At 65.1% G+C, this 21,758-nt stretch carries 20 protein-coding genes; 6 read left to right on the forward strand and 14 right to left on the reverse strand.

What is annotated here, in order from left to right:
• Position 1: 1 nt before the first annotated feature.
• The 4 genes from trpC to lexA all read left to right on the forward strand — a co-directional run bounded on the left by trpC (position 2) and on the right by lexA (position 3,247).
• Positions 2-802, forward strand: coding sequence for an indole-3-glycerol phosphate synthase TrpC (trpC, locus tag ACLNGM_RS16165; RefSeq protein ID WP_416355721.1), 801 nt, complete (start codon positions 2-4; stop codon positions 800-802).
• Entirely contained in the window at positions 799-1,281 is a 483-nt protein-coding gene (gene moaC, locus ACLNGM_RS16170) for a cyclic pyranopterin monophosphate synthase MoaC (RefSeq protein WP_416355722.1), read from the forward strand. The genes trpC and moaC overlap by 4 nt, the downstream gene beginning before the upstream one ends.
• Positions 1,278-2,498, forward strand: coding sequence for a gephyrin-like molybdotransferase Glp (gene glp, locus ACLNGM_RS16175; RefSeq protein ID WP_416355723.1), 1,221 nt, complete (start codon positions 1,278-1,280; stop codon positions 2,496-2,498). The genes moaC and glp overlap by 4 nt, the downstream gene beginning before the upstream one ends.
• A gap of 92 nt (positions 2,499-2,590) precedes the next feature.
• The gene (gene lexA, locus ACLNGM_RS16180; RefSeq protein WP_416358469.1) at positions 2,591-3,247 is read left to right on the forward strand and encodes a transcriptional repressor LexA; all 657 of its coding nucleotides are present in this window, start codon (positions 2,591-2,593) and stop codon (positions 3,245-3,247) included.
• On the opposite strand, the gene ACLNGM_RS16185 is transcribed toward lexA, so the two are convergent.
• Complete coding sequence (locus tag ACLNGM_RS16185; RefSeq protein WP_416358470.1) at positions 3,201-5,459, reverse strand: ComEC/Rec2 family competence protein; 2,259 nt, start codon at positions 5,457-5,459, stop codon at positions 3,201-3,203. The genes lexA and ACLNGM_RS16185 overlap by 47 nt on opposite strands.
• Positions 5,460-5,694: 235 nt before the next feature.
• Here ACLNGM_RS16185 and gltX point away from each other — a divergent pair, with 235 nt between their 5' ends.
• Together gltX and gltA are read left to right on the forward strand one after the other, a co-directional pair.
• On the forward strand, positions 5,695-7,116 hold the full coding sequence (gene gltX, locus ACLNGM_RS16190; RefSeq protein ID WP_416355724.1) for a glutamate--tRNA ligase: 1,422 nt from the start codon (positions 5,695-5,697) through the stop codon (positions 7,114-7,116).
• 139 nt (positions 7,117-7,255) lie between these two features.
• Positions 7,256-8,545 carry a citrate synthase gene (gene gltA, locus ACLNGM_RS16195; protein ID WP_090964504.1) on the forward strand — a complete coding sequence of 430 codons (1,290 nt, stop codon included), beginning with the start codon at positions 7,256-7,258 and terminating at the stop codon, positions 8,543-8,545.
• A 21-nt stretch (positions 8,546-8,566) separates the two neighbouring features.
• Here gltA and lpxB read toward each other — a convergent pair whose 3' ends face one another.
• The 13 genes from lpxB to rpsB form a co-directional block, all read right to left on the reverse strand.
• Positions 8,567-9,742 carry a lipid-A-disaccharide synthase gene (lpxB, locus tag ACLNGM_RS16200; RefSeq protein ID WP_416355725.1) on the reverse strand — a complete coding sequence of 392 codons (1,176 nt, stop codon included), beginning with the start codon at positions 9,740-9,742 and terminating at the stop codon, positions 8,567-8,569.
• Positions 9,739-10,608 carry an LpxI family protein gene (locus tag ACLNGM_RS16205; protein ID WP_416355726.1) on the reverse strand — a complete coding sequence of 290 codons (870 nt, stop codon included), beginning with the start codon at positions 10,606-10,608 and terminating at the stop codon, positions 9,739-9,741. Before ACLNGM_RS16205 ends, lpxB begins: the two co-directional genes overlap by 4 nt.
• Before the next feature lie 5 nt (positions 10,609-10,613).
• On the reverse strand, positions 10,614-11,423 hold the full coding sequence (gene lpxA / locus ACLNGM_RS16210) for an acyl-ACP--UDP-N-acetylglucosamine O-acyltransferase (protein ID WP_416355727.1): 810 nt from the start codon (positions 11,421-11,423) through the stop codon (positions 10,614-10,616).
• The gene (gene fabZ, locus ACLNGM_RS16215) at positions 11,420-11,884 is read right to left on the reverse strand and encodes a 3-hydroxyacyl-ACP dehydratase FabZ (RefSeq protein WP_090964498.1); all 465 of its coding nucleotides are present in this window, start codon (positions 11,882-11,884) and stop codon (positions 11,420-11,422) included. The genes lpxA and fabZ overlap by 4 nt, the downstream gene beginning before the upstream one ends.
• Positions 11,862-12,929, reverse strand: a complete 1,068-nt coding sequence (gene lpxD / locus ACLNGM_RS16220; RefSeq protein ID WP_416355728.1) for a UDP-3-O-(3-hydroxymyristoyl)glucosamine N-acyltransferase — start codon at positions 12,927-12,929, stop codon at positions 11,862-11,864. Before lpxD ends, fabZ begins: the two co-directional genes overlap by 23 nt.
• Positions 12,930-12,948: 19 nt before the next feature.
• Positions 12,949-15,366 carry an outer membrane protein assembly factor BamA gene (gene bamA / locus ACLNGM_RS16225; protein WP_416358471.1) on the reverse strand — a complete coding sequence of 806 codons (2,418 nt, stop codon included), beginning with the start codon at positions 15,364-15,366 and terminating at the stop codon, positions 12,949-12,951.
• Positions 15,367-15,567: 201 nt separating this feature from the next.
• Positions 15,568-16,707: an RIP metalloprotease RseP gene (gene rseP / locus ACLNGM_RS16230; protein ID WP_416355729.1), complete on the reverse strand. Its 1,140-nt coding sequence runs from the start codon at positions 16,705-16,707 to the stop codon at positions 15,568-15,570.
• 160 nt (positions 16,708-16,867) lie between these two features.
• Complete coding sequence (locus ACLNGM_RS16235) at positions 16,868-17,719, reverse strand: phosphatidate cytidylyltransferase (RefSeq protein WP_416355730.1); 852 nt, start codon at positions 17,717-17,719, stop codon at positions 16,868-16,870.
• 4 nt (positions 17,720-17,723) lie between these two features.
• Positions 17,724-18,452: an isoprenyl transferase gene (locus ACLNGM_RS16240; protein WP_416355731.1), complete on the reverse strand. Its 729-nt coding sequence runs from the start codon at positions 18,450-18,452 to the stop codon at positions 17,724-17,726.
• Positions 18,453-18,496: 44 nt separating this feature from the next.
• Positions 18,497-19,054, reverse strand: coding sequence for a ribosome recycling factor (gene frr, locus ACLNGM_RS16245; protein WP_055885618.1), 558 nt, complete (start codon positions 19,052-19,054; stop codon positions 18,497-18,499).
• A gap of 40 nt (positions 19,055-19,094) precedes the next feature.
• Positions 19,095-19,808, reverse strand: a complete 714-nt coding sequence (gene pyrH / locus ACLNGM_RS16250; RefSeq protein WP_055885615.1) for a UMP kinase — start codon at positions 19,806-19,808, stop codon at positions 19,095-19,097.
• A gap of 104 nt (positions 19,809-19,912) precedes the next feature.
• Entirely contained in the window at positions 19,913-20,839 is a 927-nt protein-coding gene (tsf, locus tag ACLNGM_RS16255) for a translation elongation factor Ts (RefSeq protein ID WP_090964487.1), read from the reverse strand.
• 105 nt (positions 20,840-20,944) lie between these two features.
• Entirely contained in the window at positions 20,945-21,739 is a 795-nt protein-coding gene (rpsB, locus tag ACLNGM_RS16260; protein ID WP_090964485.1) for a 30S ribosomal protein S2, read from the reverse strand.
• Positions 21,740-21,758 lie beyond the last annotated feature (19 nt).

Consider the following 21,758-nt stretch of genomic DNA (forward strand, 5'->3'; position numbering starts at 1 on the left):
GATGTCCGATATCCTGGCGAAGATCGAAGCCTACAAGCGCGAGGAGATCGCAAAGGCAAAGGCGAGCGTTTCGGCTAGCGAACTCACCCGACGCATCGCCGCCGGCCAGCCGCCGCGCGATTTCACGTCGGCCATCCGCAGGAAGCACCAGGCCGGGGACTTCGCGCTGATCGCAGAGGTGAAGAAGGCCAGCCCCTCGAAAGGACTGATCCGGGAGGATTTCGATCCCGTTTCACTCGCGGAAGCCTACGAGCGGGCTGGCGCCGCCTGCCTCAGCGTGCTGACGGATGCACCGTCCTTTCAAGGTGCTCCGGAGTTTCTGACCGCCGCCCGGAACGCGACCACCCTGCCCGCCCTGCGCAAGGATTTCCTGTTCGACACCTACCAGGTGCTGGAAGCGCGAGCGTGGGACGCGGACGCGATCCTGATCATCATGGCGTCGGTCGACGACGCCCTGGCTGCCGATCTGGAGGCTGCGGCCGACGATCTCGGCATGGCGGCGCTGATCGAAGTGCATGACGAGGCCGAGACGGAGCGGGCCTTGAAGCTCCGCTCGCCGTTGATCGGCGTCAACAACCGCAACCTGCGAACCTTTGCGGTCGATCTCGCTGTGAGCGAGAGGCTGGCGGGCATGGTGGGTAGCGACCGGATTTTGGTGGGCGAGAGCGGCATCGGTGGCCACGAGGATTGCCGTCGGCTGCATCGCTCGGGAATTTCCACCTTCCTGATCGGCGAGAGCCTGATGCGACAGGCGGACGTCGAGGGTGCCACGCAGGCGCTTCTGACGGGCGCTGCGGCATGAGCGGCGATCGCCTGACCCATCTGGACGAAGCCGGCAACGCGGCGATGGTCGATGTCGGCGCGAAGGATGCGACAGTCCGCGAAGCCACCGCCGAAGGGTTGGTGCTGATGGCGGCCGAGACGCTGGACATGATCCGCTCCGGCTCGGCAAAGAAGGGCGATGTTCTCTCGATCGCGCGCATCGCCGGCATCATGGCGGCCAAGCGCACGCACGAACTCATTCCCCTCTGCCATCAGCTGCTGCTCGAGAAGGTGTCCGTCGATCTGGAGATTCAGGCAGCGCTTCCCGGCATCCGCGTTACGGCGAGCGCACGCGTGACCGGCAAGACCGGCATCGAGATGGAGGCGCTTACCGCTGTCTCCATAGCGTGCCTCACGATCTACGACATGGCCAAGGCCGTCGATCGGGGCATGTCGATCACGGCCATCCGTCTCATCGAGAAGACGGGCGGGCGTTCGGGACACTGGTCGGCCTCATGACGCTGGTTCCGTTCGACGAGGCCGTTGAACGGCTGCTTCGCAATGTCAGCCCTGTCGACGGTATCGAAGCCATCGCGATCGAAGACGCGTGTGGACGCGTCCTACCCGCCGACCTCCACGCGCGCCGAACCCAACCTGCGTTCGATGCTTCCGCGATGGATGGGTACGCGGTGCGTGCGGCGGACCTGACCGGCCCCTCTCCGGTTCTGAAGGTCGTCGGGGAATCGGCGGCGGGGCATGCCTTCTCCGGCAGTCTGTCGACGGACGAGGCGGTGCGCATCTTCACCGGCGCGCCGGTCCCCGATGGTGCGGATGCAGTGGTCATTCAGGAGAATACGGATCGACCCGCTGAGTCTAAGGTCCGCATTCTGGAACGCGTCGAGCCCGGGGCGCACATTCGCCGCGCTGGCAACGATTTCCGCCTCTCCGACGTCCTCGCGCCAGCCGCGTCCCGGCTGACACCCGCTGCCTGCGCCCTCGCGGCAAGCGGCGGCTATGGAACGATCGAAGTCCGGCGACGGGTGCGTGTCGCCATCGCGGCCACGGGCGACGAACTGGTTCCTCCGGGCACGCCGGCGGGACCCTCGCAGACCGTCGCATCCAACACGCTGGCCATCTCGATGATCGTTCGCGTGATCGGTGGCTCTGTCATCGACCTCGGGATCATCCCCGATCGCCGGGACGATCTCGCGTCGGCCATCGAGCGGGCCCAGAACGCAAGGGCCGACATCCTGGTGACCGTCGGCGGCGCATCGGTGGGCGACCACGATCTCGTCGGACCGGTCCTCACCGAAGCCGGTGCCACGCTCGATTTCTGGCGGGTCGCAATGCGGCCGGGAAAACCGTTGATGGCTGGCTCGCTGGGCCCTATGCGCATCCTTGGTCTACCGGGAAACCCAGCGTCCAGCCTCGTCACCGCCGAACTGTTCCTGCGCCCGCTGATCGAGAAACTGTCCGGCGCCGCTCCCGTCAGTCGCCGGAGACGCGGCATCCTTGGGCTCGACGTCAAGGCCAACGACAAGCGGACGGACTTCCTGCGCGCCCACATCCAAATCGACCCCGCCGGCTCGCCATGCCGCGTCGTGCCGCTGCCTCGGCAGGACTCCTCGCTTCTCTCGGTTTTCGCGCGTGCCGACGCTCTCCTCGTTCGCCCGGCCTTCGCGCCGGCTGCCGTCGCAGGCGAGCCGTGCGAGTACGTTATGCTGACCACCGGATGATCCTTGCAGAACACAAACGGAACAGCTAGGTTTGTTCAGGTTTTGTTTCGAGGAATCGTCCCATGCTGACGCGCAAGCAGCACGAGCTTCTGATGTTCATTCATGAGCGTCTGCAATCGGTGGGCGTCCCTCCGTCCTTCGACGAGATGAAGGACGCCTTGGATCTCCGTTCGAAGTCCGGCATCCACCGCTTGATCACGGCGCTCGAGGAGCGCGGCTTCATCCGGCGCCTACCAAATCGGGCGCGGGCGCTGGAGGTGGTGAAGCTGCCGGAGTCCGCAGCCAAGGCGGCGGCCGCGCCGCCTGCCTCCCGTCCGTCCAACGTGGAGCCCTTGTTCAAGACACCGCGAGCCGTCGAACGCGACGTTTCCTCCGTGCCGGTCATGGGCCGCATCGCAGCCGGTGTTCCGATCTCGGCCATTCAGCAGAACACGCACGACATCGTCGTGCCGCCCGAGATGCTTGGATCCGGCGAACATTACGCGCTGGAGGTCAAGGGCGACTCGATGATCGAAGCCGGCATCCTGGATGGGGATACCGTCGTGATTCAGCGCAGCGAGTCGGCGAGCGCTGGAGAAATCGTGGTCGCGCTCGTCGATGATGAGGAAGCCACGCTGAAACGATTTCGCCGCAAGGGCGGCATGGTGGCGCTCGAGGCCGCCAATCCGGCTTACGAGACGCGTCTGCTGGGCGCTGATCGGGTCAAGGTCCAGGGGAAACTGGTGGGGCTGATCCGGCGCTATCACTGACAGCGCGACGATCCTCGGCGCGGCCTGTCGTTTCGGCCGTCGCGCTGTCCGATTTGCGCCAGTACTCAGGCCATGCCGCGAAGCGATGGCGGTTCCAGGCCTGCGGCTCGGTCGGTATGGAGTGGCGCATTTCGATCGTTGCGTCAGAGGCGCGGGAGATCGCGAGAGAGCCGGTTCGGCGCAGGGTCCTCAACGTGACCAGTCGGGCATCGCCGGTCCGGCAGGCGTTCGCCCGGACAGCCCGCGCCATGATGGCGATATCGCTGTCGCGGCAGACGTCGTCGAGCTTCTGATAATCATCGCTCCACGCGATCCGCAGTCCGGACCGGGTTAGTCCGCGACAGATGCCGTCTTCGCATCGGAATGCTCCGGCGCTGGAAAGATTGGACGTCACGGCGCCGTCCGTCGTTGGGGCGGACACCAAGCTAGTCCGGCTGTGACTTGCCCGCTGTCCCGGCTCGGTTTGCAACGCGCGTCGCCACTGGTCCCAGACGAAGGTGGATGGTCGTGGCTGGACGGAGTGCAGTTGCCCGTCCCTATCGATCAAAGCGAGTTCGCGACCGTCCTCGAAGAGCAAGAGCTCCGGAGCAGGTCCGGGACGCAAGAGCGCAAAGCCGATGGCAATCGGCGCAAGCGCGAACCAGCGAAGTCCGCTGGCGGAAAAGGAGACGATGAGGATCGCGGCCGAAAAGCAGATGAGTGCTGGGCCGCTGATCAGGCCGGTCGGATAGTCCGGAAACGCGTCGGCGAGATAGGCAGCCAGGGCGAAGACGAGGTCGAGGCCCCACCCCATCGCCTTGAGGGGAAGAACGTGAAGGCCGAACGGCATGGCCAGCACGGCCAGCATCGCAAACGGCATGATCCAAAAGCTGAAGAAAGGCGTCGCCACGATGTTGGCGATGAGCGAGAACGGAGCGCCGCGCTGGAAGTGGTAGATCGCGTACGGCGCGGTAGCGGCGCCGGCAATCAGCGACGACATCGCCATCCCCAGAAGAATGAGGCTCAGCCATCGGATCGACAGGCCTTCCCTACGCTGGCCCTCGTTCCGCCGGGACTGCCATCGAGCGTAGGCGCCATATGCGCCGATCAATGCTGCCGTTGCCGCGAAGGACATCTGAAAGGTGGCTGTCGGTACGACATGAGGCGACAGCGCGATGACCACGACCGCAGCGATGCAGACGTTTCGCAGGGTCAGTGCAGGCTGATCGAGAAGCACCGCGCCCAGCATGACCGCGATCATGACGAAGGAGCGCTCCGTTGCGGCGTTGTCGCCGGCGAGAAGGAAGTAGAAGCCGGTCCCTACGAGGGCAACGACCGCCGCCAGTTTCTTGATCGGCCAACGGAGAGCCATCGGCACGACGGTCGCGAGGCCGAGGCGCGTGACGAGAAGGAAGAAACCGGCGACGAGCGCCATGTGAAAGCCGCTGATCGACAGCACATGCGCCAACCCCGTGACGCGCAGATCCTCGTTGATCTCCTCCGGGATTCCGGCTCGCTCCCCGGTCACGAGGGCCGAGGCGACCGCACCTGTCGCGCCCGGAAGGACGGCCCGAATTGTCTCCCCCATAGCAAGTCGCAGCGTCGCGATGCGGTCCGAGATCGACGGGTCGCGCAATGCGCCCGGTGGTGCCGGCGCGCCGAGCGAGAACCCGTAGGCGCCCAGCCCCCCGAAGTATGACCCGAAGGCGAAATCGTGCGCACCGGGATAGGCCGGCCCCGAAGGTGGACGCAGGCGCACGAGCCCTCGATAGGTCGAGCCGATGGGCAAGGGCTCGTGTCGGCTCGAAACAACGATCCGCGCGCGCTCCGGCGGTCGTGAGAGGACCGGGCGTTCTGTCGATTCGATTTCGACGATGTATCGATAGCGACCGCGGTCGTCCTGCTCCCGCGCCAACACCGGCCCGGCGATCCGCACCGTCGCCTCGCCCGAGAAAAGCGTCGTCTCGGTGCGGGCGCGCTCCGCGATACAGGCGGCGAAGCCCGCCGCAAGACCGAGCCCGACGACGCCGCCGACACGGAACGAGCGTGCCATTCCTGGCAGAGCGAGCGAAAGGGCACCGACGCCCGCGAGAAGCGCGATCGCCGCGAGACCCGGCTGGAACGTCGTTCGGTAAAACGTCGCCGCTGCTGCGATCATCGCGATCGGAAAGAGCGCGAACGCCGTGCGCGAACGCTCCTCCAGCGCGACCTGACGTGCCAGCCACGCGCGCATCGCGGCAAGGAGGGGCAGCGAGGACGGACCGCTCTTGCCGACCCGGCTGCCGAGCGATGGTGTCGTGACGCTATGTCCCTTGGTCGTCACATCGGTTCGCTTCGCTTGTCTCGCCTTCCCGCTATGCTACACCACGGGCCGAGAAAGACAGGCATCGTCCAGCCGGCTCTGCACAGACCATTTCGGACCTCGTGTCCGACGGCTGGCGCGATTCTTCCACCTTCGAGGACCTTCCATGACCGACCGCGTCGTAACCCGGTTCGCACCGTCGCCGACGGGCTATCTTCATATCGGTGGCGCGCGTACGGCGCTCTTCAACTGGCTGTACGCTCGCAAGACGGGCGGCAAGATGCTGCTGCGCATCGAGGATACCGACCGCGAGCGTTCCACCGAACCCGCTGTGAAGGCGATCATCGACGGTCTGCATTGGCTCGGTCTCGACGCCGACGAGCCGCCGGTTTCCCAGTTCGAGCGCGCGCCGCGTCACCGTGAGGTGGCCGAGGAGCTGGTTGCGGCCGGAAAGGCCTATTACTGCTACGCCTCCCCGGCCGAACTCGACGAGATGCGCGAGAAGGCCAAGGCGGAGAAGCGCCCTCCGCGCTACGACGGGCGCTGGCGCGACCGCGACCCGTCCGAGGCGCCGGCGGGTGTCAAACCGGTGATCCGCATCAAGGCTCCGATGGACGGCGAGACTGTGGTGCACGACCGTGTCCAGGGTGAAGTCCGCTTTCCCAACAAGGACCTCGACGACTTCATTCTCCTTCGCTCGGACGGGACGCCGACCTACATGCACGCGGTCGTCGTCGACGACCACGACATGGGCGTCACGCATATCATTCGCGGTGACGATCACCTGACCAACGCCGGTCGCCAGACGTTGATCTACAAGGCGTTGGACTGGGACGTTCCCGTCTTCGCCCATATCCCGCTCATCCACGGGGCGGACGGGGCGAAGCTGTCGAAGCGACATGGTGCCCTGGGCGTCGAGGCCTATCGCGAGATGGGTTATCTCCCCGTCGGCCTGAAGAATTACCTCGTGCGTCTCGGCTGGAGCCATGGGGACGAGGAGATCATCTCGCCCGAGGACATGATCGCCTGGTTCGACATCGACGATGTGAATCGTGGCGCGGCGCGTTTCGATTTCGCCAAGCTCGATGCCGTAAACGGTCACTGGATCCGTATGAGCGTGGATGCCGATCTCGTCGATCACCTGATGGACGTGCGCGAGCACCTGCCGAACGGCGCTATCCTGCGCTCGGCGCCCGACGACGTGGTGCGTGACCGTCTGCTGCGCGCGATGCCGGGCCTCAAGGAGCGCGCCAAGACGCTGGTCGAGCTGACGGAGAGCGCTGCCTATCTCTTTGCCTCGCGCCCCCTGCCCATCGACCCGAAGGCGGAGGAGATCTTGGCCGGCGGCGGGCGGGAGGTCGTCTCGGGGCTGCTGCCGGCCCTCGAAGCCCTGACCGAGTGGAATGCCGGCTCCATTGAAGCCGTCGTCCGCGACTATGCGGAGCGCGAAGGCTTGAAGCTCGGTAAGGCGGCGCAGCCGCTGCGCGCCGCCCTCACCGGCAAGACGACCTCTCCGGGCGTCTTCGACGTGCTCGACGTCCTCGGGCGTGATGAAACATTGGCCAGGCTGCGCGATCAGGCTGCATGAACCCTTGGCCTGCACTGGCGCTTAACAGAGTGCGGTGCAATAATTCCGTACGATATCGGCATCGAACGTGCGCTCGGCGCATTCCCTGCCGATCGGCTCTCGCCGGGCGCTGCCCGGCGGACATCCAGAAGGGGAACGAATGACCGATTCGGCGAAACTGACCTTAGGCCCGAAGGAAACCGAGCTTAAGCTGCGCCACGGGACGATCGGTCCCGATGTTGTCGACATCGCGGCGCTTTACAAGGATACTGGGCTCTTCACCTACGACCCAGGCTTTACGTCCACCGCTTCCTGCGAATCAAAGATCACCTTCATCGACGGCGACGAAGGTGTGCTGCTGCACCGCGGCTATCCGATCGATCAGCTCGCCGAGCGCGGCAACTTCCTTGAGACCTGCTATCTCCTGCTCTACGGCGAACTGCCGACCGCCGCCGAGATGAACGACTTCACCTACCGCGTGACGCGCCACACCATGGTGCATGAGCAGATGTCGCGCTTCTACACTGGCTTCCGTCGCGACGCGCATCCGATGGCCGTGATGGTCGGTTCGGTCGGCGCACTCTCGGCCTTCTACCACGACTCGACCGACATCGCGGACCCGCACCAGCGGATGGTCGCTTCGATCCGCATGATCGCCAAGACGCCGACGCTGGCGGCCATGGCTTACAAGTATCACATCGGCCAGCCGTTCGTTTACCCGCGCAACGACCTCTCCTACGCGGAAAACTTCCTGCATATGTGCTTTGCGGTGCCCTGCGAGCCGTATCAGATCAACCCGGTGCTGGCCCGCGCCATGGACCGTATCTTCACGCTCCATGCCGACCACGAACAGAACGCCTCGACCTCGACGGTGCGTCTCGCCGGTTCGTCCGGCGCCAACCCGTTCGCCTGCATTGCGGCCGGCATCGCCTGCCTGTGGGGTCCGGCGCATGGCGGCGCCAACGAGGCGGCGCTCAACATGCTGGCCGAGATCGGCAGCAAGGACCGCATTCCGGAGTTCATCGCGCGGGCCAAGGACAAGAACGATCCGTTCCGCCTGATGGGCTTCGGCCATCGCGTGTACAAGAACTACGATCCGCGCGCGAAGATCATGCAGCAAACCTGCCACGAGGTGCTGACCGAGCTCGGCATCAAGGACGATCCGCTGCTCGAGGTCGCGATGGAACTCGAACAGATCGCGCTGCACGATCCGTACTTCATCGAGAAGAAGCTCTACCCGAACGTCGATTTCTACTCCGGAATCACGCTGAAGGCGCTCGGCTTCCCGACCGAGATGTTCACCGTGCTCTTCGCGGTCGCCCGCACCGTCGGCTGGATCGCGCAATGGAAAGAGATGATCGAGGATCCGCATCAGCGTATCGGCCGCCCTCGCCAGCTCTACACCGGCGCGGCCCAGCGCGATTACACCCCGGTCGACGCCCGCGGCTGACCTCGGGCAACATGAGATCGATCAGACGGGCGCTTCGGCGCCCGTTTTCTTTGCGGCCTGCATGTCGAGGATGATCCGGGCAGCGGCAACTCCCGGCGCCTCCGGCACGGTCATCGCCGCTCGGATCGCTTCGAAACCTGCTATCTGCGCCGCTCGCTCGGGCGTCCGCGTCATCAATCTTTCGAGCCGTCGCGCCAGATGCTCCGGCTGGATTGTCTCATGAAAATGCTCGGGCACCAGCGGGTGTCCCGCCACGAAATTCGGCAGGGCGGCCGTCCAACCGGTCATCAGGTGACGCAGGCGATAGGATATGGGGTCCAGCCGATAGGCCAGAACCATCGGCACCGCTGCGAGCGCCAACTCCAGCGCGACCGTGCCGGAAGCCGCGATCGCCGCGTCGGCTTCGGAAAAGGCCTGCCATTTGGCATCCTCGCCTTCGACCAACTCCGGACGAATCGGCCAGGATCGTAGCTTCTCCTCGATCAGCGGGCGCACGCGGGAAACGGCGGGCAGCATGCCGCGCAGGTTCGGCACCCGCTCGGACAAATCCGCGAAGGTCCGGCCGAAATCGTCCATCAGTCGCGTGATTTCGCCGCGGCGCGAGCCGGGTAGTATCAGGAGCGTCGGGCGCGTCGCCGGCTGGCGCGAGCCAATCGCCGCATCCCGCTCGAGAATGGTGCGAAGGTGCGAATCCGCCATGATCGGATGGCCGATATAGGATGCCGGCGGCCCGCCGTGGCGCTGCAGTGCCTCCGGTTCGAACGGAAACAGGCACAGCGTCCGGTCGACCGCGGACGACAGCTTGCGAGCACGCTCCGGGCGATAGGCCCAGATCGCAGGCGGCACCACGTTCACGAACACCGTCTCAGGGAGGCTCGGTCGAAGCTTCGCTGCCACGCGGTTGGAGAAGGTGAAACTGTCGATCGTGACGATGACATCGGGGCGCTGCGCCCGCAGGAACGCGATGGTCTGATTGAGCCGTCCCAGAAGCTTCGGCAGTCGAGCGACGATGGCTCCGATGCCGATGATCGACAATTCCTCGATGTCGAACAGCGACTCGAGCCCCTCGGCGCGCATCGACGGACCGCCCAACCCGATCGCCGAGATCGTCTCGGGCGCCATACGCTTGAGATGACGCAGGAGATCGGCACCGATCCGGTCCGCCGACTCCTCCCCCAAGATGAACGCCACCTTCATGTCGCCGCGCCCCCGTCCTCGGCTGATGCCCCGGTCACAAAGAGACCTTTGGCATTGGCGGCGTCCACGACGCGTCCCACTTCGAGAATCAGGGAACGGCCAGGCGTGAGACCGATGCCGCGCAGCCCGGCGGCGCCAGCCTGCTCGATCGTCTCGGTCCCGATGCTCGGAAGATCGAAGCGCTCGTCCTGTTGTGGCTTGAAGGCCTTGAAGAGGACGCAGGGCTCCCCTCGTCCGATCCGCCCGTTCGCGCGCAACTCGCCGACCCGCTCCAGCATGGCGCGCGTCCCTTCGATCCCCTCGACCGCAATGATGCGATCGGGCGAAGCGACGACCGCCTGCCCGATATCGAGGCGTCCGATCTCCGTTGCCGCCGCGGACGCACGCTGGAGAGCCAGCCGGTCGGATTTGTCCGGCGTCTGCTGTGTCAGCGTTCCCAAGGGGGTCAGGACATTGCGGAGTATCGAATGGACCGAGACGACCTCGAACCCTCGGCGCTCGAAGAGTCCGGCGACGGCTCGCAGCAGGCTGTCGTCGCCGCCGCGCACCATGCGGAGCAACTCCGGCATCAACTTCAGCGTCCGAAGACTCGGGATCATCGAGCGATAGTCCGGCCGGACGGAGATCGTGCCGCAGAACACGACGCGGCTGACCCCATGTTCCGACAACCGACTGAAAACGTCGCCGGTCTTAGACCAGGGCAACCGGACAACGCAGTAGCCGGGCCATTCCTGTCTCAGGCCGTCGGCGATCGCGATGATGACCGGTGTCAGCCCCGCATCGCGCGCTGCCTCGGCGACCAGCCGGGGCAGGACACCGCCGGCGGCGATGATCCCGAGCCGCGTTTCGGTCGGCCCCGTTCCCATTGGGTTCAGTTCGGTCGAACGCTACGGGGGAAGCAGATGGCGCGGTCGCCCCCCGCGCGGATGAAACCAAGGAGGTCCTGCACCAGCGGATCGTTGGGATATTCCGACTCGACCTCGTCGAGATTCTCCCGGAATGTCAGATCGTCCGAGAACAACATCCGGTAGGCCTTCCGGACATTGCGGATCGCGTCGCGGTTGAACCCGGCGCGCTTCATGCCGATCACATTGAGGCCGCTGAGATAGGCACGGTTGCCGAGCACCATCCCAAAGGGAATGACGTCGCCTTCCACGGCGGCGAGACCGCCCACATAGGCGTGGTGCCCGATGCGGGTGAACTGATGGATGCCGGACCCGCCCGCGATCGTCGCAAAGTCCCCCACGACGCAGTGACCAGCGAGCATGACGTTGTTGATCAGCGTGACGTTGTTGCCGATCACGCAGTCATGCGCGACATGAGCGCCGGTGAAGAAGGCGCAATTGTCGCCGACCTTCGTCTCGGACAGGCCCTGGATCGTTCCGGGATTCATCGTGACATGCTCGCGGATCAGACAGTTCCTGCCGATCACCAGTCGCGTGTCCTCGCCCATATACTTGAGGTGCTGGGGCTCGTTTCCGATCGATGCGAATGGATGGATCCGCGCGCCCTCGCCGATCGTCGTGTTTCCCGCGAGGACGACATGCGACTTCAGACGAGCGCCGGCTCCGAGTACGACGTTCGGCCCGATGACGCAGAACGGGCCGATCTCGCATCCGTCGCCGATCTGTGCGCCGTCCTCAACGATCGAGGACGCATGAATCGTGGACGTGCTGCTCACTTTGCGTCGCCGGGCACGAGCATCGCGCTGATCGACGCTTCCGCAACCTTCGAACCGCCGACGATGCCAGCGCAGTCGAACTTCCAGATGTTGCCGCGCTTCTTCGTCTGGGTCACGTGGTACTCGAGCAGATCACCCGGTACGACGGGCTTGCGGAACTTCGCGCCGTCGATCGTCATGAAGTAAACAATCGAATTCGCGTCGCCGCCTGTCGCCTTCTGGCAGATCGCGCCCGCGGTCTGCGCCATGCCTTCGATAATCAGGACGCCCGGCATGACCGGGTAATCCGGAAAATGCCCCTGAAAATGCGGCTCGTTCGCCGTGACATTCTTCAGCCCGCGCGCGCTGCGATCGCCGTCGATATCGACGATCCGGTCGACCAGCAGAAAGGGATAGCGATGCGGAAGGAGCTTCAGGATGCCGAGGATATCCAGGCTTTCAAGCGTCGTCGTTTCCGTCATCCCCACCCGCCGTCTTTTGCTTTTCCCTTGGCGACCCCCGCAGGGATGCCATGTGCCGCAACCAATCCTTCACCGGCCGAGCCGGCACTCCGCCCCAACGCGCGCCTGCCGGAACATCCGACGCCACGACGCTGACGCCAGCGATTTGCGCGCCGTCTCCCACGGTCACGTGACCGTTGAAACCCGTCTGCCCGCCGATCGAAACCCCATTGCCGATCGTCACGCTGCCCGCGATGCCGACCTGGCCGACGATTACGCAATGACGGCCGATCACCACGTTGTGCGCGACCTGCACGAGATTGTCGATCTTCGTGCCCTCGCCCACGACCGTATCACGAACCGCGCCACGGTCGATCGTGGTGTTGGCACCCACTTCGACGTGATCCTGCAGGATCACGCGCCCGACCTGGACCTGCTTCGTCAGACCTTGAGGCCCCGGCACGTAGCCAAAACCATCCTGCCCGACCCGCACGCCCGGATGAAGGATCACATGGTTGCCGATCAACGCATGCTGGATGCTGACGTGGCTTCCGATGCTGCAATCGCGGCCGATCTGGCATCCGGCCGCGATGACCGCCCCGCTCGAAACAACCGTCCCCGCTCCAATTGCCACGTCAGGACCGATGACCGCGAACGGTTCGACCGTCACGCCAGCCTCTAGATGCGCGGACGGATGCACGCTCGCCTGATCGGAAACCGAGCCGGCCTCGAAGTTCGATCGTGGCCTCATGGCATCGGGATAGAGTTCACGGCCCACTTGCGCGAACGCGATGACCGGCCTCTTGGCAATGATCGCGACCACGCCCTCCGGCACCAGCGCGGCGAAGCGAGGCGCCGTGATCACAGCGCTCGCGCGCGTCGACCGAAGGGCCGCCTCGTAGCGAAGGGTATCGAAGAAGCTGACGTCGTCCGGGCCGGCCTGGTCGAGCGACGCGATGCCGTTGACCGTGCGGTCTGCGAACTGCGGCTCCACGGACGCGCCGCAGACGGAACAAAGCTCGGCAAGGGTCAGACCCTTGCCGAGCTTGAAAAAGGGATGGGCCATCCGAGCCTTGTCTCGCCGCTCAGAAGCGCGACGAGAAGCCGAACGAGAACTCCTGCGTGCGGTCGTAATCTTCCTTCGCCAACGGCACGGCGTAGTTGACGCGCAGCGGTCCGAACGGCGACGCCCAGATGAGGCCGACACCGGCGGAGGCGCGCAGAGCGAAGTCGTCGCCCTGGATGCCGAACTGGTTTTCGACGTTGTCGACGCCCCAGAGCGAACCGGCATCCGCGAAGGCCGCACCGCGGAAGCCGAAATCGCGCGAGACCAGCGGGAGCGGGAAGGTCGCTTCCGCCGAGGCATTCACGTAGTTCGTGCCGCCAATCGCCACGCCGTTCTGGCGCGGGCCGAGGCCCTGATACTTGAAGCCGCGGACGATGTCCTGCCCCTTGAAGAAGTTATCGAACACACGCAGATCATCCCCGAGCGACGCGACATTGCCGCCGCCACCGCTCAGCTGACCGATCACGTCGTACTCTTCCGACAGAAGGCTGAACCAGGACGCCCGCGCCGTGGTGCGGATGAACTGCGCATCGCCACCGAGACCGGCGACTTCCTGACCGACCTGCGCGAACAGACCGTCACGCGGGTCCTGCTGATTGTCGAGCGTGTTGTAGGTCAGCGCGTAGGAGATCGAAGAGGTGGTGTACGGGCTATCGCAAATCGCCTGGTTGATGATCGGCGACAGCGTGTAGAGCGGTGCGACGACAGAGTTGGCGCAGGTCGAGAACTGCTGGACCCCGTTGATCACGAGCGGGAAACCGTTCGCGTCGCGCAGAGCGATGCCCTGCTTGTCGCCGAACGTCTCTTCCTTGTAGTTGTAGGCGATCTGCGCCGTGAGATCCTCGGTGATCGGCGCCGCCAGACGCAGCGAACCGCCCGTGCGCGTGATGTCGTAGGCCGTCGAGGACGAGTTTTCGGTGCGGTAGATATCAAAGCCGGCCGCGAGGCGGCGACCGAGGAAATAGGGCTCGGTGAACGACAGGTTGTAGCTGCGCGTCTCCTCGCCGAAACCGGCCGAAACCTTCACGAACTGGCCGCGACCGAGGAAGTTGCGCTCGGTGATGCTGACTTCGGCCACCGGACCGGCGTTCTCGCCGCCGGTCGTGTAGCCGCCGCCCACCGAGAACTCGCCCGTCGACTGCTCGTCGACCTGCACGATCACGACGACACGGTCGGGCTGGCTGCCGGGTGCGGTCGAGACGTTGACGGTCTTGAAGAAGCGCAGGCCCTCGAGGCGCTTCTTGGCGCGCTGCACGAGAACCTGATTGAAGGCGTCGCCTTCTGACACGTCGAACTCGCGGCGGATAACGTAGTCACGGGTCTTCGTGTTGCCGCGCACCTCGATGCGCTCGACATAGGCGCGCGGACCCTGGTCGATGACGTAGTCGATCGAGATCGTGTTGTTGGCGAAGTCGCGATTGCCGCGCGGGGTGACCTGCGCGAACGCGTAGCCCCGGTTCGCGACGGCGTTGGTCAAGGAGACGAGCGACTCCTCGATCTGCTCGGCGCTGTAGACATCGCCGGTCTTGGTCTTCAGCTCGCCACGGAGCGTCTCGCCATCGATGCCGGGAACGGTCGAATCGATGTTGATGTTGCCGTAGGCGTAGCGCTCGCCCTCATCCACCGTGATGGTGATGAAGTACTGGTTCTTCGCGGCGTCGAGTTCTGCGACAGACGACACGATGCGGAAGTCCGCATAGCCGCGATTGAAGTAGAAGCGACGCAGCGCCTCCTCGTCGGCGCGCAGGCGGTCCTCGTCGTAGATGTCGTTGCGCTGCAGGAAGCTGAAGATGCCCGACTCGCGCAGCGAGATCACTTCCTTCAGCCGACCGTCGCCGAAAGCGTTGTTGCCGACGAAGTTGATGCTCTCGACGCGGGTGCGGTCGCCTTCCTGGATGTCGTAGACGACGTTGACGCGATTGCCCTCGGCCGGAACCGTGCGAACAGAGACGACCGCGTCGGAACGTCCGATGCGGGTGTAAGCAGCGCGGATCGCCTCGACGTCGGCCTGGGCCGTGGAGGCGTTGTACGGCTCGCGAGTTGCGGTCTGGACCGTCGCGGCCAGCTGCTCGTTCTTGATCTTGTTGTTGCCCTGGAAGATCACCTCGCCGACGATCTGGTTCTCGTCGACCTCGATGATCAGGGAGCCGCCGGACTGGCGAGCGCGAACATCCGAGAAAAGGCCTGTGCCGAAGAGGCGCGTCACGGCGGCGTCGACGTCGGCGTCCGAGACGTTCTGGCCTGCCCGGATCTGCGCAACGTTGCGCACGGTCTCGGCATCCACGCGCTGATTGCCGCGCACCTCGATCCGGTTGACCACGGCGGCGAAAGCTTGGGACATGGTCCCCAGCTCAAGGGTGATGACCGAAGCTGCCAGAACCGTGGACGAAAGAGCCGCCGCCGACAGGGCGTTCAAAAGCTTCGATCCAGCCTGCATAGGGCTACTACCTTTTCTCATTCCGCCGATGGCACGAGTGCTAGACTCGGCATGCCCGTGCGTTTCTATCGGCTTTACGGAGCCGTTCAACCAAACTGGACGGATTCCGTTTAGGAATCACAAAACCGTTGCACGGTCGCCACGCCGGCCACCGTTATGGTTAACGAACCGCAAACCCCCTCGAATGTCCCCAAATCGACCTCAGCCAAGGCTGGATAGGTCGTTCCAGAATGCGAATACCATAAGCATCAGCACCAGTGCGAGGCCTATCCTGAAGCCGAACTCCTGAACACGCTCGCTGAGCGGTCTCCCGCGTACGGCTTCAGCCGCGTAGAACATGAGATGGCCCCCATCGAGCATCGGGATCGGCAGCAGGTTCAGAAGGCCGATCGAAACCGAAAGAAGCGCCGCGAGGTTGAGGAGCGGGGCGATGCCGAGCGTCGCAACCTGGCTGGAGACCTGCGCGATGCGGATCGGACCACCGATCTGGTCGCTCGACTGCGAACCCTTGAAGATGCCACCGATAAACGAGACGGTCTGCTCGGTCACGAACCAAGTCTGGGAAACGCCATAGCGCAACGACTCGAGCGGCCCGAGTTCCCTAGTGCGGAAGCCGCTTTGCTCGGCATTGGCGACGACGCCGATGACGGCCGTCTTGAACTCGTTGCCGAAGCCGTCCGTCTGCGCCTGTTCCTGAGGTGTCACGGTCAGCGCGATCACCTGTCCGGCGCGGTCGATTCCGAGCTGCACGGGCAGGCCGGCTCGTGTCGAAACATAGCGCTGGAGGTCGCCGAAATACTCGATCGCCTCACCGTCCGCGCTTACGATGCGATCGCCCGGCTGAAGGCCTGCAGATTGCGCCGGGGAGCCCGGCCGCACTTCGGACACCACCGGATCACCCACGACGATACCTGTGGAGAATGCCGTGAGCGCGAAGATCGCGATCGCCAAAATGAAGTTTGCGATCGGCCCGGCGGCAACGGTCGCGGCCCGCCGTCCGACGCTGGCGGTATGGAATGCCCCGCCCCGCTCCTCCTCGCTCATCCGGCCAAGCGCTGCATGGTCGGGAACGCTGGCGGCATTCTCGTCGCCGAAGAACTTGACGTAGCCGCCGAGCGGGATGGCGCAGAGTTTCCAGCGGGTGCCGCGCCGGTCGTTGAAGCCGACGATCTCCGGGCCGAAGCCGACGGAGAACGCAAGGATGCGGATGCCCGACCAGCGGCCCACGAGATAGTGGCCGAGTTCATGGAAGAAGACGATCACGGTCAGCACGAACAGGAAGGGGACGATCCGGATCAGCGCCGTGTCCCAGATCGTCGTCCACCAGCCTTCGAGGCCCATTCCATTCACCTAACGTCGTTCCCGGGGCGACCGGATGCGCCTCGTCGGGGAAATGCGCATGCTGCACGCGCCGAATTGACGTCGGCGCACCGGAATGCACGCAACTGTCCGTATCACCGCATCTGCGGGCAACGCCATGCCTTGCGGGATCACGATGGATCTAGAGACGGAATATGGCTCTTGCGGGATGTTCTGCGCCCGCGACCAGCATCCCGAACACCCAGGCGGCACCCGCCGCGAAGATGAGCGCGTCGATCCGGTCCATCAGGCCACCGTGACCGGGAATCAGACGGCCGGAGTCCTTGACCCCGAAACGGCGCTTGACCCAGGACTCGTAGAGATCGCCCGCCTGCCCGACGATCGAAAGGATGACGCTGAGCACGATGACCAGCCCGCCGACCGATCCGACCAGCCAGTACGAATAGAGGGCGCCGAACCCGACGCCGGCCGCAAGGCCGCCGAGAGCGCCGGAGATCGTCTTCTTCGGGGACACCATCGGCAGCAGCTTCGGGCCGCCGACCATGCGGCCGGTGAAGTAGGCGAAGACGTCGGTCGCCCAGACGACGCAGATGATCAGGCCGAGAACCGCGAGCCCCTCGGCGCCATCGTCGCGCAGCAGCCCGGGCGCCAGTCCGGCGAGGGCCGCGTAGCCGAGGCCCGTCATCACCCAGTCGGCCTTTCGCTCGCCCCGGTCGACCAGCGCGATGAACCCGATCGAGAGGACCACGATCCCGACGGCGATGGCATGGAAACCGAAGAAGAACGCGACCAGACTGACGAACAGCGCGCGGCGCGCGAAGAGATAGATGTCGCCGGCGCGCTTGCCGCGCGTCATCCGCATCCATTCGTCGAAGACGATGATGCAGGTCGCGACGCACAGGATCCGGAACGCCGCGCCACCGGCGAAGGTCAGAAGCAGGATCGCGATGCCGAGGATCAGCGCGGAGATCAGCCGAGATTTGAGGTCGGTCCAGGTCGCGTTGGCGACGAGTCGTCCGAGGCCCAATCCCATCGCGTCAGGACGCGATCTCTTGCGAGAGGCCGCCGAAGCGGCGATCCCTCAAGGAATATTCACGCACGGTCTCCGAGAAGATCGCCTCGTCGAAATCCGGCCAGTAGCAGGGCAGGAACGCGAACTCGGAATAGGCCGCCTGCCAGAGCAGGAAGTTCGACAGGCGCAGTTCGCCGCTCGTGCGGATGATAAGGTCGGGGTCGGGGATTCCGGCCGTATCGAGATGCGCATCCAGAAGCTCGGGCGTCACCGCTTCAACCGTCGTCTCGCCGGCGACGAGCTTCTCGGCGATACGGCGCATGGCGCGGGCGATCTCGTCCCGCGCGCCGTAGTTGAAGGCGACGAGCAGCGTGTTGCGGTCATTGCCGACCGTCAGTTCCTCGGCTTCCTCGAGGAGTCCTCGCACGTCGGGCGGCAGGTTGTCCCGCTCGCCGATGACGCGCACGCGCACGCCTTCGCGGTGAAGCTCGGCGAGGTCGCGGCGGATGAAGAACTTAAGGAGGCGCAGAATCTCGCCCACCTCTTCCTGCGGTCGCTTCCAGTTCTCCGAAGAGAAGGCGAACAGGGTCAGATACTCGATGCCCATCTCGCGGGCCGTGCGGACGGCTTGGCGGACGGCTTCCACGCCGCGCCTGTGTCCCATGGTTCGCGGCAGGCCGCGAGCCTTCGCCCAGCGGCCATTTCCGTCCATGATGATGGCGACATGCCTGGGATGCCGCACCTGATCAGCCATCGTCTCCGCCTGTCCTGAATCCGCCGCCGCCGAATCCGGACAGCCTAGACCTGCATGATTTCCGCTTCCTTCACCGAAAGCGCCTTGTCGATCTCGACGATGGTCTCGTCGGTCATCTTCTGGATCTTTTCGGCGATGACGCGGCTGTCGTCCTGGCTGGTATCGCCGTCCTTCTCGGACTTCTTCAGCGTGTCCATACCATCGCGACGCACGTGACGGGCCGCCACGCGGGCGTTCTCGCCATAGGTATGCGCGACCTTGACCAGCTCCTTGCGGCGCTGCTCGTTCAGCTCGGGCAGCGGGATGCGCAGCGTGGTGCCGTCGGTGATCGGGTTGAGGCCGAGGCTGGACTCGCGGATCGCACGTTCGACCGCACCGACCATCGATTTGTCCCACACGGAGACGGACACCATGCGCGGCTCCGGGACCGACACATTGGCGACCTGCGTCAGCGGCATGGACGAGCCGTAGGCCTGCACGACGATCGGATCCAGAAGGTTCGCCGACGCGCGGCCGGTGCGAAGGCCCGCGAGATCGCCCTTGAACGAGGTGATCGCGCCATCCATGCGGCGCTTCAGTTCGTTGAGGTCGGGAGCGGCCATTGCGGTTCCTTTCTGCTGGTCTTCGTCTTGTCTGGGCGGATTAGTCGGTGACGATGGTCGAGCGTCCGCCACCGGTGAGAATGCGCGCGAACTCGCCCTTTTCGTGGAGCGAGAACACGACGATCGGAATATGGTTCTCGCGCGCCAATGCGACAGCCGTCACATCCATGACGGCAAGACCCTTCGACAGCACCTCGTCGTGGGTCAACTGGTCGAAGCGGGTGGCGTCGGGCACGAGCTTCGGGTCGGCGCTGTAGATCCCGTCGACCTGCGTGCCCTTGAAGAGCGCGGTCGCGCCCATCTCGGCGGCGCGCAGCGCTGCGGCGGAGTCGGTGGTGAAGAACGGGTTGCCCGTGCCGCCAGCGAAGATCACGACGCGCCCGGCGCTGGCATGGGCCAGAGCGGCGCGCTGCGAGAAGCTTTCGCACAGTTCCGGCATGGCGATGGCCGACAGCACGATCGCGTCGACACCGAGTTTCGTCAGCGACGTGCGCAGGGCCATCGCGTTGATGACGGTCGCCAGCATGCCCATGTGGTCGCCGGTCACCCGGTCGCCACCCTTCGACGCGACGGCGACGCCGCGAAAGATGTTGCCGCCGCCGATGACGACCGAAATCTCGACGCCCAGATCGCGGGCTTCCTTGATGTCGGCGGCGATGCGATCGGCCACCGCGACATCGATGCCGAACCCCTGCCCGCCCATCAGCGCTTCGCCGGAAACCTTCAGAAGAACGCGCGTGAAACGGATCGCCATGGAATGTCCTTCGGATGATGCCGGCCTGCGATACAGGAAGGGCGCCCGCTTCTCAAGCGGACGCCCTTTCCCAGTTCCATGAAGGAAGAAAGCTTAGGAAACGCTTACTTCTTGCCGGCAGCCGCCGCGACTTCCGCCGCGAAGTCGCTCTGCTCGCGCTCGATGCCCTCGCCGAGGGCGAAGCGCACGAAGCCGACGATCTTGGCCGGGGCGCCGAAGTCCTTGGCGCCGGCTTCGAGGGCCTTCTCGACCGTCAGGTCGGGGTTGATGACGAAGTTCTGCTTGAGGAGGACGACCTCCTCGTAGAACTTGCGCATGCGGCCCTCGACCATCTTCTCGATGATCGCTTCCGGCTTCCCGGACTCGCGCGCTTGCTCCGAGAAGATCGCCTTCTCGCGCTCGGCGGTGGCCGGGTCGACCTCGGCGTCGGTCAGCGCCAGCGGGTTGGTCGCGGCGACGTGCATGGCGACCTGACGGCCGAAGGCGGTCAGCGCGGCCTTGTCGCCGGTCGACTCGATGGCGACCAGCACGCCCAGCTTGCCGAGACCCTCGGCGACCTGGTTGTGGATGTAGGTCGCGACCACGCCGTTGGAGACCGTGAGCTTGGCCGAGCGGCGCAGGTTCATATTCTCGCCGATCGTGGCGACGGCGTCCTTGATCGAGTCGACGACGCTCTTGCCGGTGTCGGCGAGGGTCGCGGCGCCCGTGGCGTCGGCCGTACCGTCGGTGCCGAGGGCCGCCTGCGCGACGTTGCGCACGAGCGCCTGGAAGGCGTCGTTGCGGGCCACGAAGTCGGTCTCGGAGTTCACCTCGACGACGACCGCGCTGTTGTCGCCGCTGGCGACGCCCACGAGGCCCTCGGCGGCCGTGCGGCTCGACTTCTTGTCGGCCTTGGCGATGCCCTTGGCGCGCAGCCAGTCGATCGCGGCCTCCATGTCTCCGTTGGTCTCGGCCAGGGCGGCCTTGCAGTCCATCATGCCTGCGCCGGTCTTCTCGCGCAGTTCCTTCACCATCGAAGCGGAGATCGTCATGAATTGGCCTCTATCAGAAAAAGAAACGGCGCACGGCTTCTTCGGGAAGGAGTGCGCCAGTCCTGTGACGGCGCGGTGACGCCGTCACAACGATGGTGGGTCGGATCAGGCGGCCGAAGCAGCCTGCTCCTCGGAAGCCGCCTCGGGCTCGTCGAGCGTCTCTTCCATCGGCGCCTCTTCCATCGCGCCGAGATCGACGCCCATGGAGCCCTGCTGACGGGCGATACCATCGACCGCCGAACGGGCGATCAGGTCGCAGTAGAGCGAGATGGCGCGAGCCGCGTCGTCATTGCCCGGGATCGGGTAGTCGATGCGGGAAGGATCGCAGTTCGAATCGACGATGGCGACGACCGGGATGCCGAGACGCTTGGCCTCGTCGATCGCGATCGCTTCCTTGTTGGTGTCGATGATGAAGATCATGTCCGGCACGCCGCCCATGTCCTTGATGCCGCCCAGCGCGCGGTCGAGCTTGTCGCGCTCGCGCTGCAAGGTGAGGCGCTCCTTCTTGGTGAAGCCGTGGGCTTCGCCCGCCAGGAGCTCGTCCAGCTTGCGCAGGCGCTGGATCGAATTGGAGATGGTCTTCCAGTTCGTCAGCATGCCGCCGAGCCAGCGGGCGTTGACGTAGTACTGGGCCGAGCGGTTGGCGGCGTCGGCGATGATCTCGGAAGCCTGGCGCTTGGTGCCGACGAAGAGGACGCGGCCGCCCTTGGCGACGGTGTCCGACACCGCCTGCAGGGCACGATGCAGCATCGGCACCGTCTGCGCGAGGTCGATGATGTGGATGTTGTTGCGCGCGCCGAAGATGAACGGGGCCATCTTCGGGTTCCAACGGTGGGTCTGGTGACCGAAGTGAACGCCCGCCTCGAGCAGCTGGCGCATGGAGTAGTCTGGCAGAGCCATGATCGTTTTCCTTGACCGG

Source organism: Aureimonas phyllosphaerae (genome assembly GCF_047943035.1).
Lineage (GTDB): Bacteria > Pseudomonadota > Alphaproteobacteria > Rhizobiales > Rhizobiaceae > Aureimonas > Aureimonas phyllosphaerae.

Bases quoted from the DNA above. Each gene is read 5' to 3' on its own strand.
- moaC (WP_416355722.1), top strand. From the start codon at position 799: ATGAGCGGCGATCGCCTGACCCATCTGGACGAAGCCGGCAACGCGGCG.
- glp (WP_416355723.1), top strand. From the start codon at position 1,278: ATGACGCTGGTTCCGTTCGACGAGGCCGTTGAACGGCTGCTTCGCAAT.
- tsf (WP_090964487.1), bottom strand. From the start codon at position 20,839: ATGACGATCTCCGCTTCGATGGTGAAGGAACTGCGCGAGAAGACCGGC.
- trpC (WP_416355721.1), top strand. From the start codon at position 2: ATGTCCGATATCCTGGCGAAGATCGAAGCCTACAAGCGCGAGGAGATC.
- rseP (WP_416355729.1), bottom strand. From the start codon at position 16,707: ATGGGCCTCGAAGGCTGGTGGACGACGATCTGGGACACGGCGCTGATC.
- ACLNGM_RS16185 (WP_416358470.1), bottom strand. From the start codon at position 5,459: ATGCGCGCGTGGCTGGCACGTCAGGTCGCGCTGGAGGAGCGTTCGCGC.
- frr (WP_055885618.1), bottom strand. From the start codon at position 19,054: ATGGCCGCTCCCGACCTCAACGAACTGAAGCGCCGCATGGATGGCGCG.
- gltX (WP_416355724.1), top strand. From the start codon at position 5,695: ATGACCGACCGCGTCGTAACCCGGTTCGCACCGTCGCCGACGGGCTAT.
- ACLNGM_RS16205 (WP_416355726.1), bottom strand. From the start codon at position 10,608: ATGGGAACGGGGCCGACCGAAACGCGGCTCGGGATCATCGCCGCCGGC.
- pyrH (WP_055885615.1), bottom strand. From the start codon at position 19,808: ATGGCGATCCGTTTCACGCGCGTTCTTCTGAAGGTTTCCGGCGAAGCG.
- rpsB (WP_090964485.1), bottom strand. From the start codon at position 21,739: ATGGCTCTGCCAGACTACTCCATGCGCCAGCTGCTCGAGGCGGGCGTT.
- fabZ (WP_090964498.1), bottom strand. From the start codon at position 11,884: ATGACGGAAACGACGACGCTTGAAAGCCTGGATATCCTCGGCATCCTG.
- ACLNGM_RS16235 (WP_416355730.1), bottom strand. From the start codon at position 17,719: ATGGGATTGGGCCTCGGACGACTCGTCGCCAACGCGACCTGGACCGAC.
- ACLNGM_RS16240 (WP_416355731.1), bottom strand. From the start codon at position 18,452: ATGGCTGATCAGGTGCGGCATCCCAGGCATGTCGCCATCATCATGGAC.
- lpxB (WP_416355725.1), bottom strand. From the start codon at position 9,742: ATGAAGGTGGCGTTCATCTTGGGGGAGGAGTCGGCGGACCGGATCGGT.
- bamA (WP_416358471.1), bottom strand. From the start codon at position 15,366: ATGCAGGCTGGATCGAAGCTTTTGAACGCCCTGTCGGCGGCGGCTCTT.
- lexA (WP_416358469.1), top strand. From the start codon at position 2,591: ATGTTCATTCATGAGCGTCTGCAATCGGTGGGCGTCCCTCCGTCCTTC.
- gltA (WP_090964504.1), top strand. From the start codon at position 7,256: ATGACCGATTCGGCGAAACTGACCTTAGGCCCGAAGGAAACCGAGCTT.
- lpxD (WP_416355728.1), bottom strand. From the start codon at position 12,929: ATGGCCCATCCCTTTTTCAAGCTCGGCAAGGGTCTGACCCTTGCCGAG.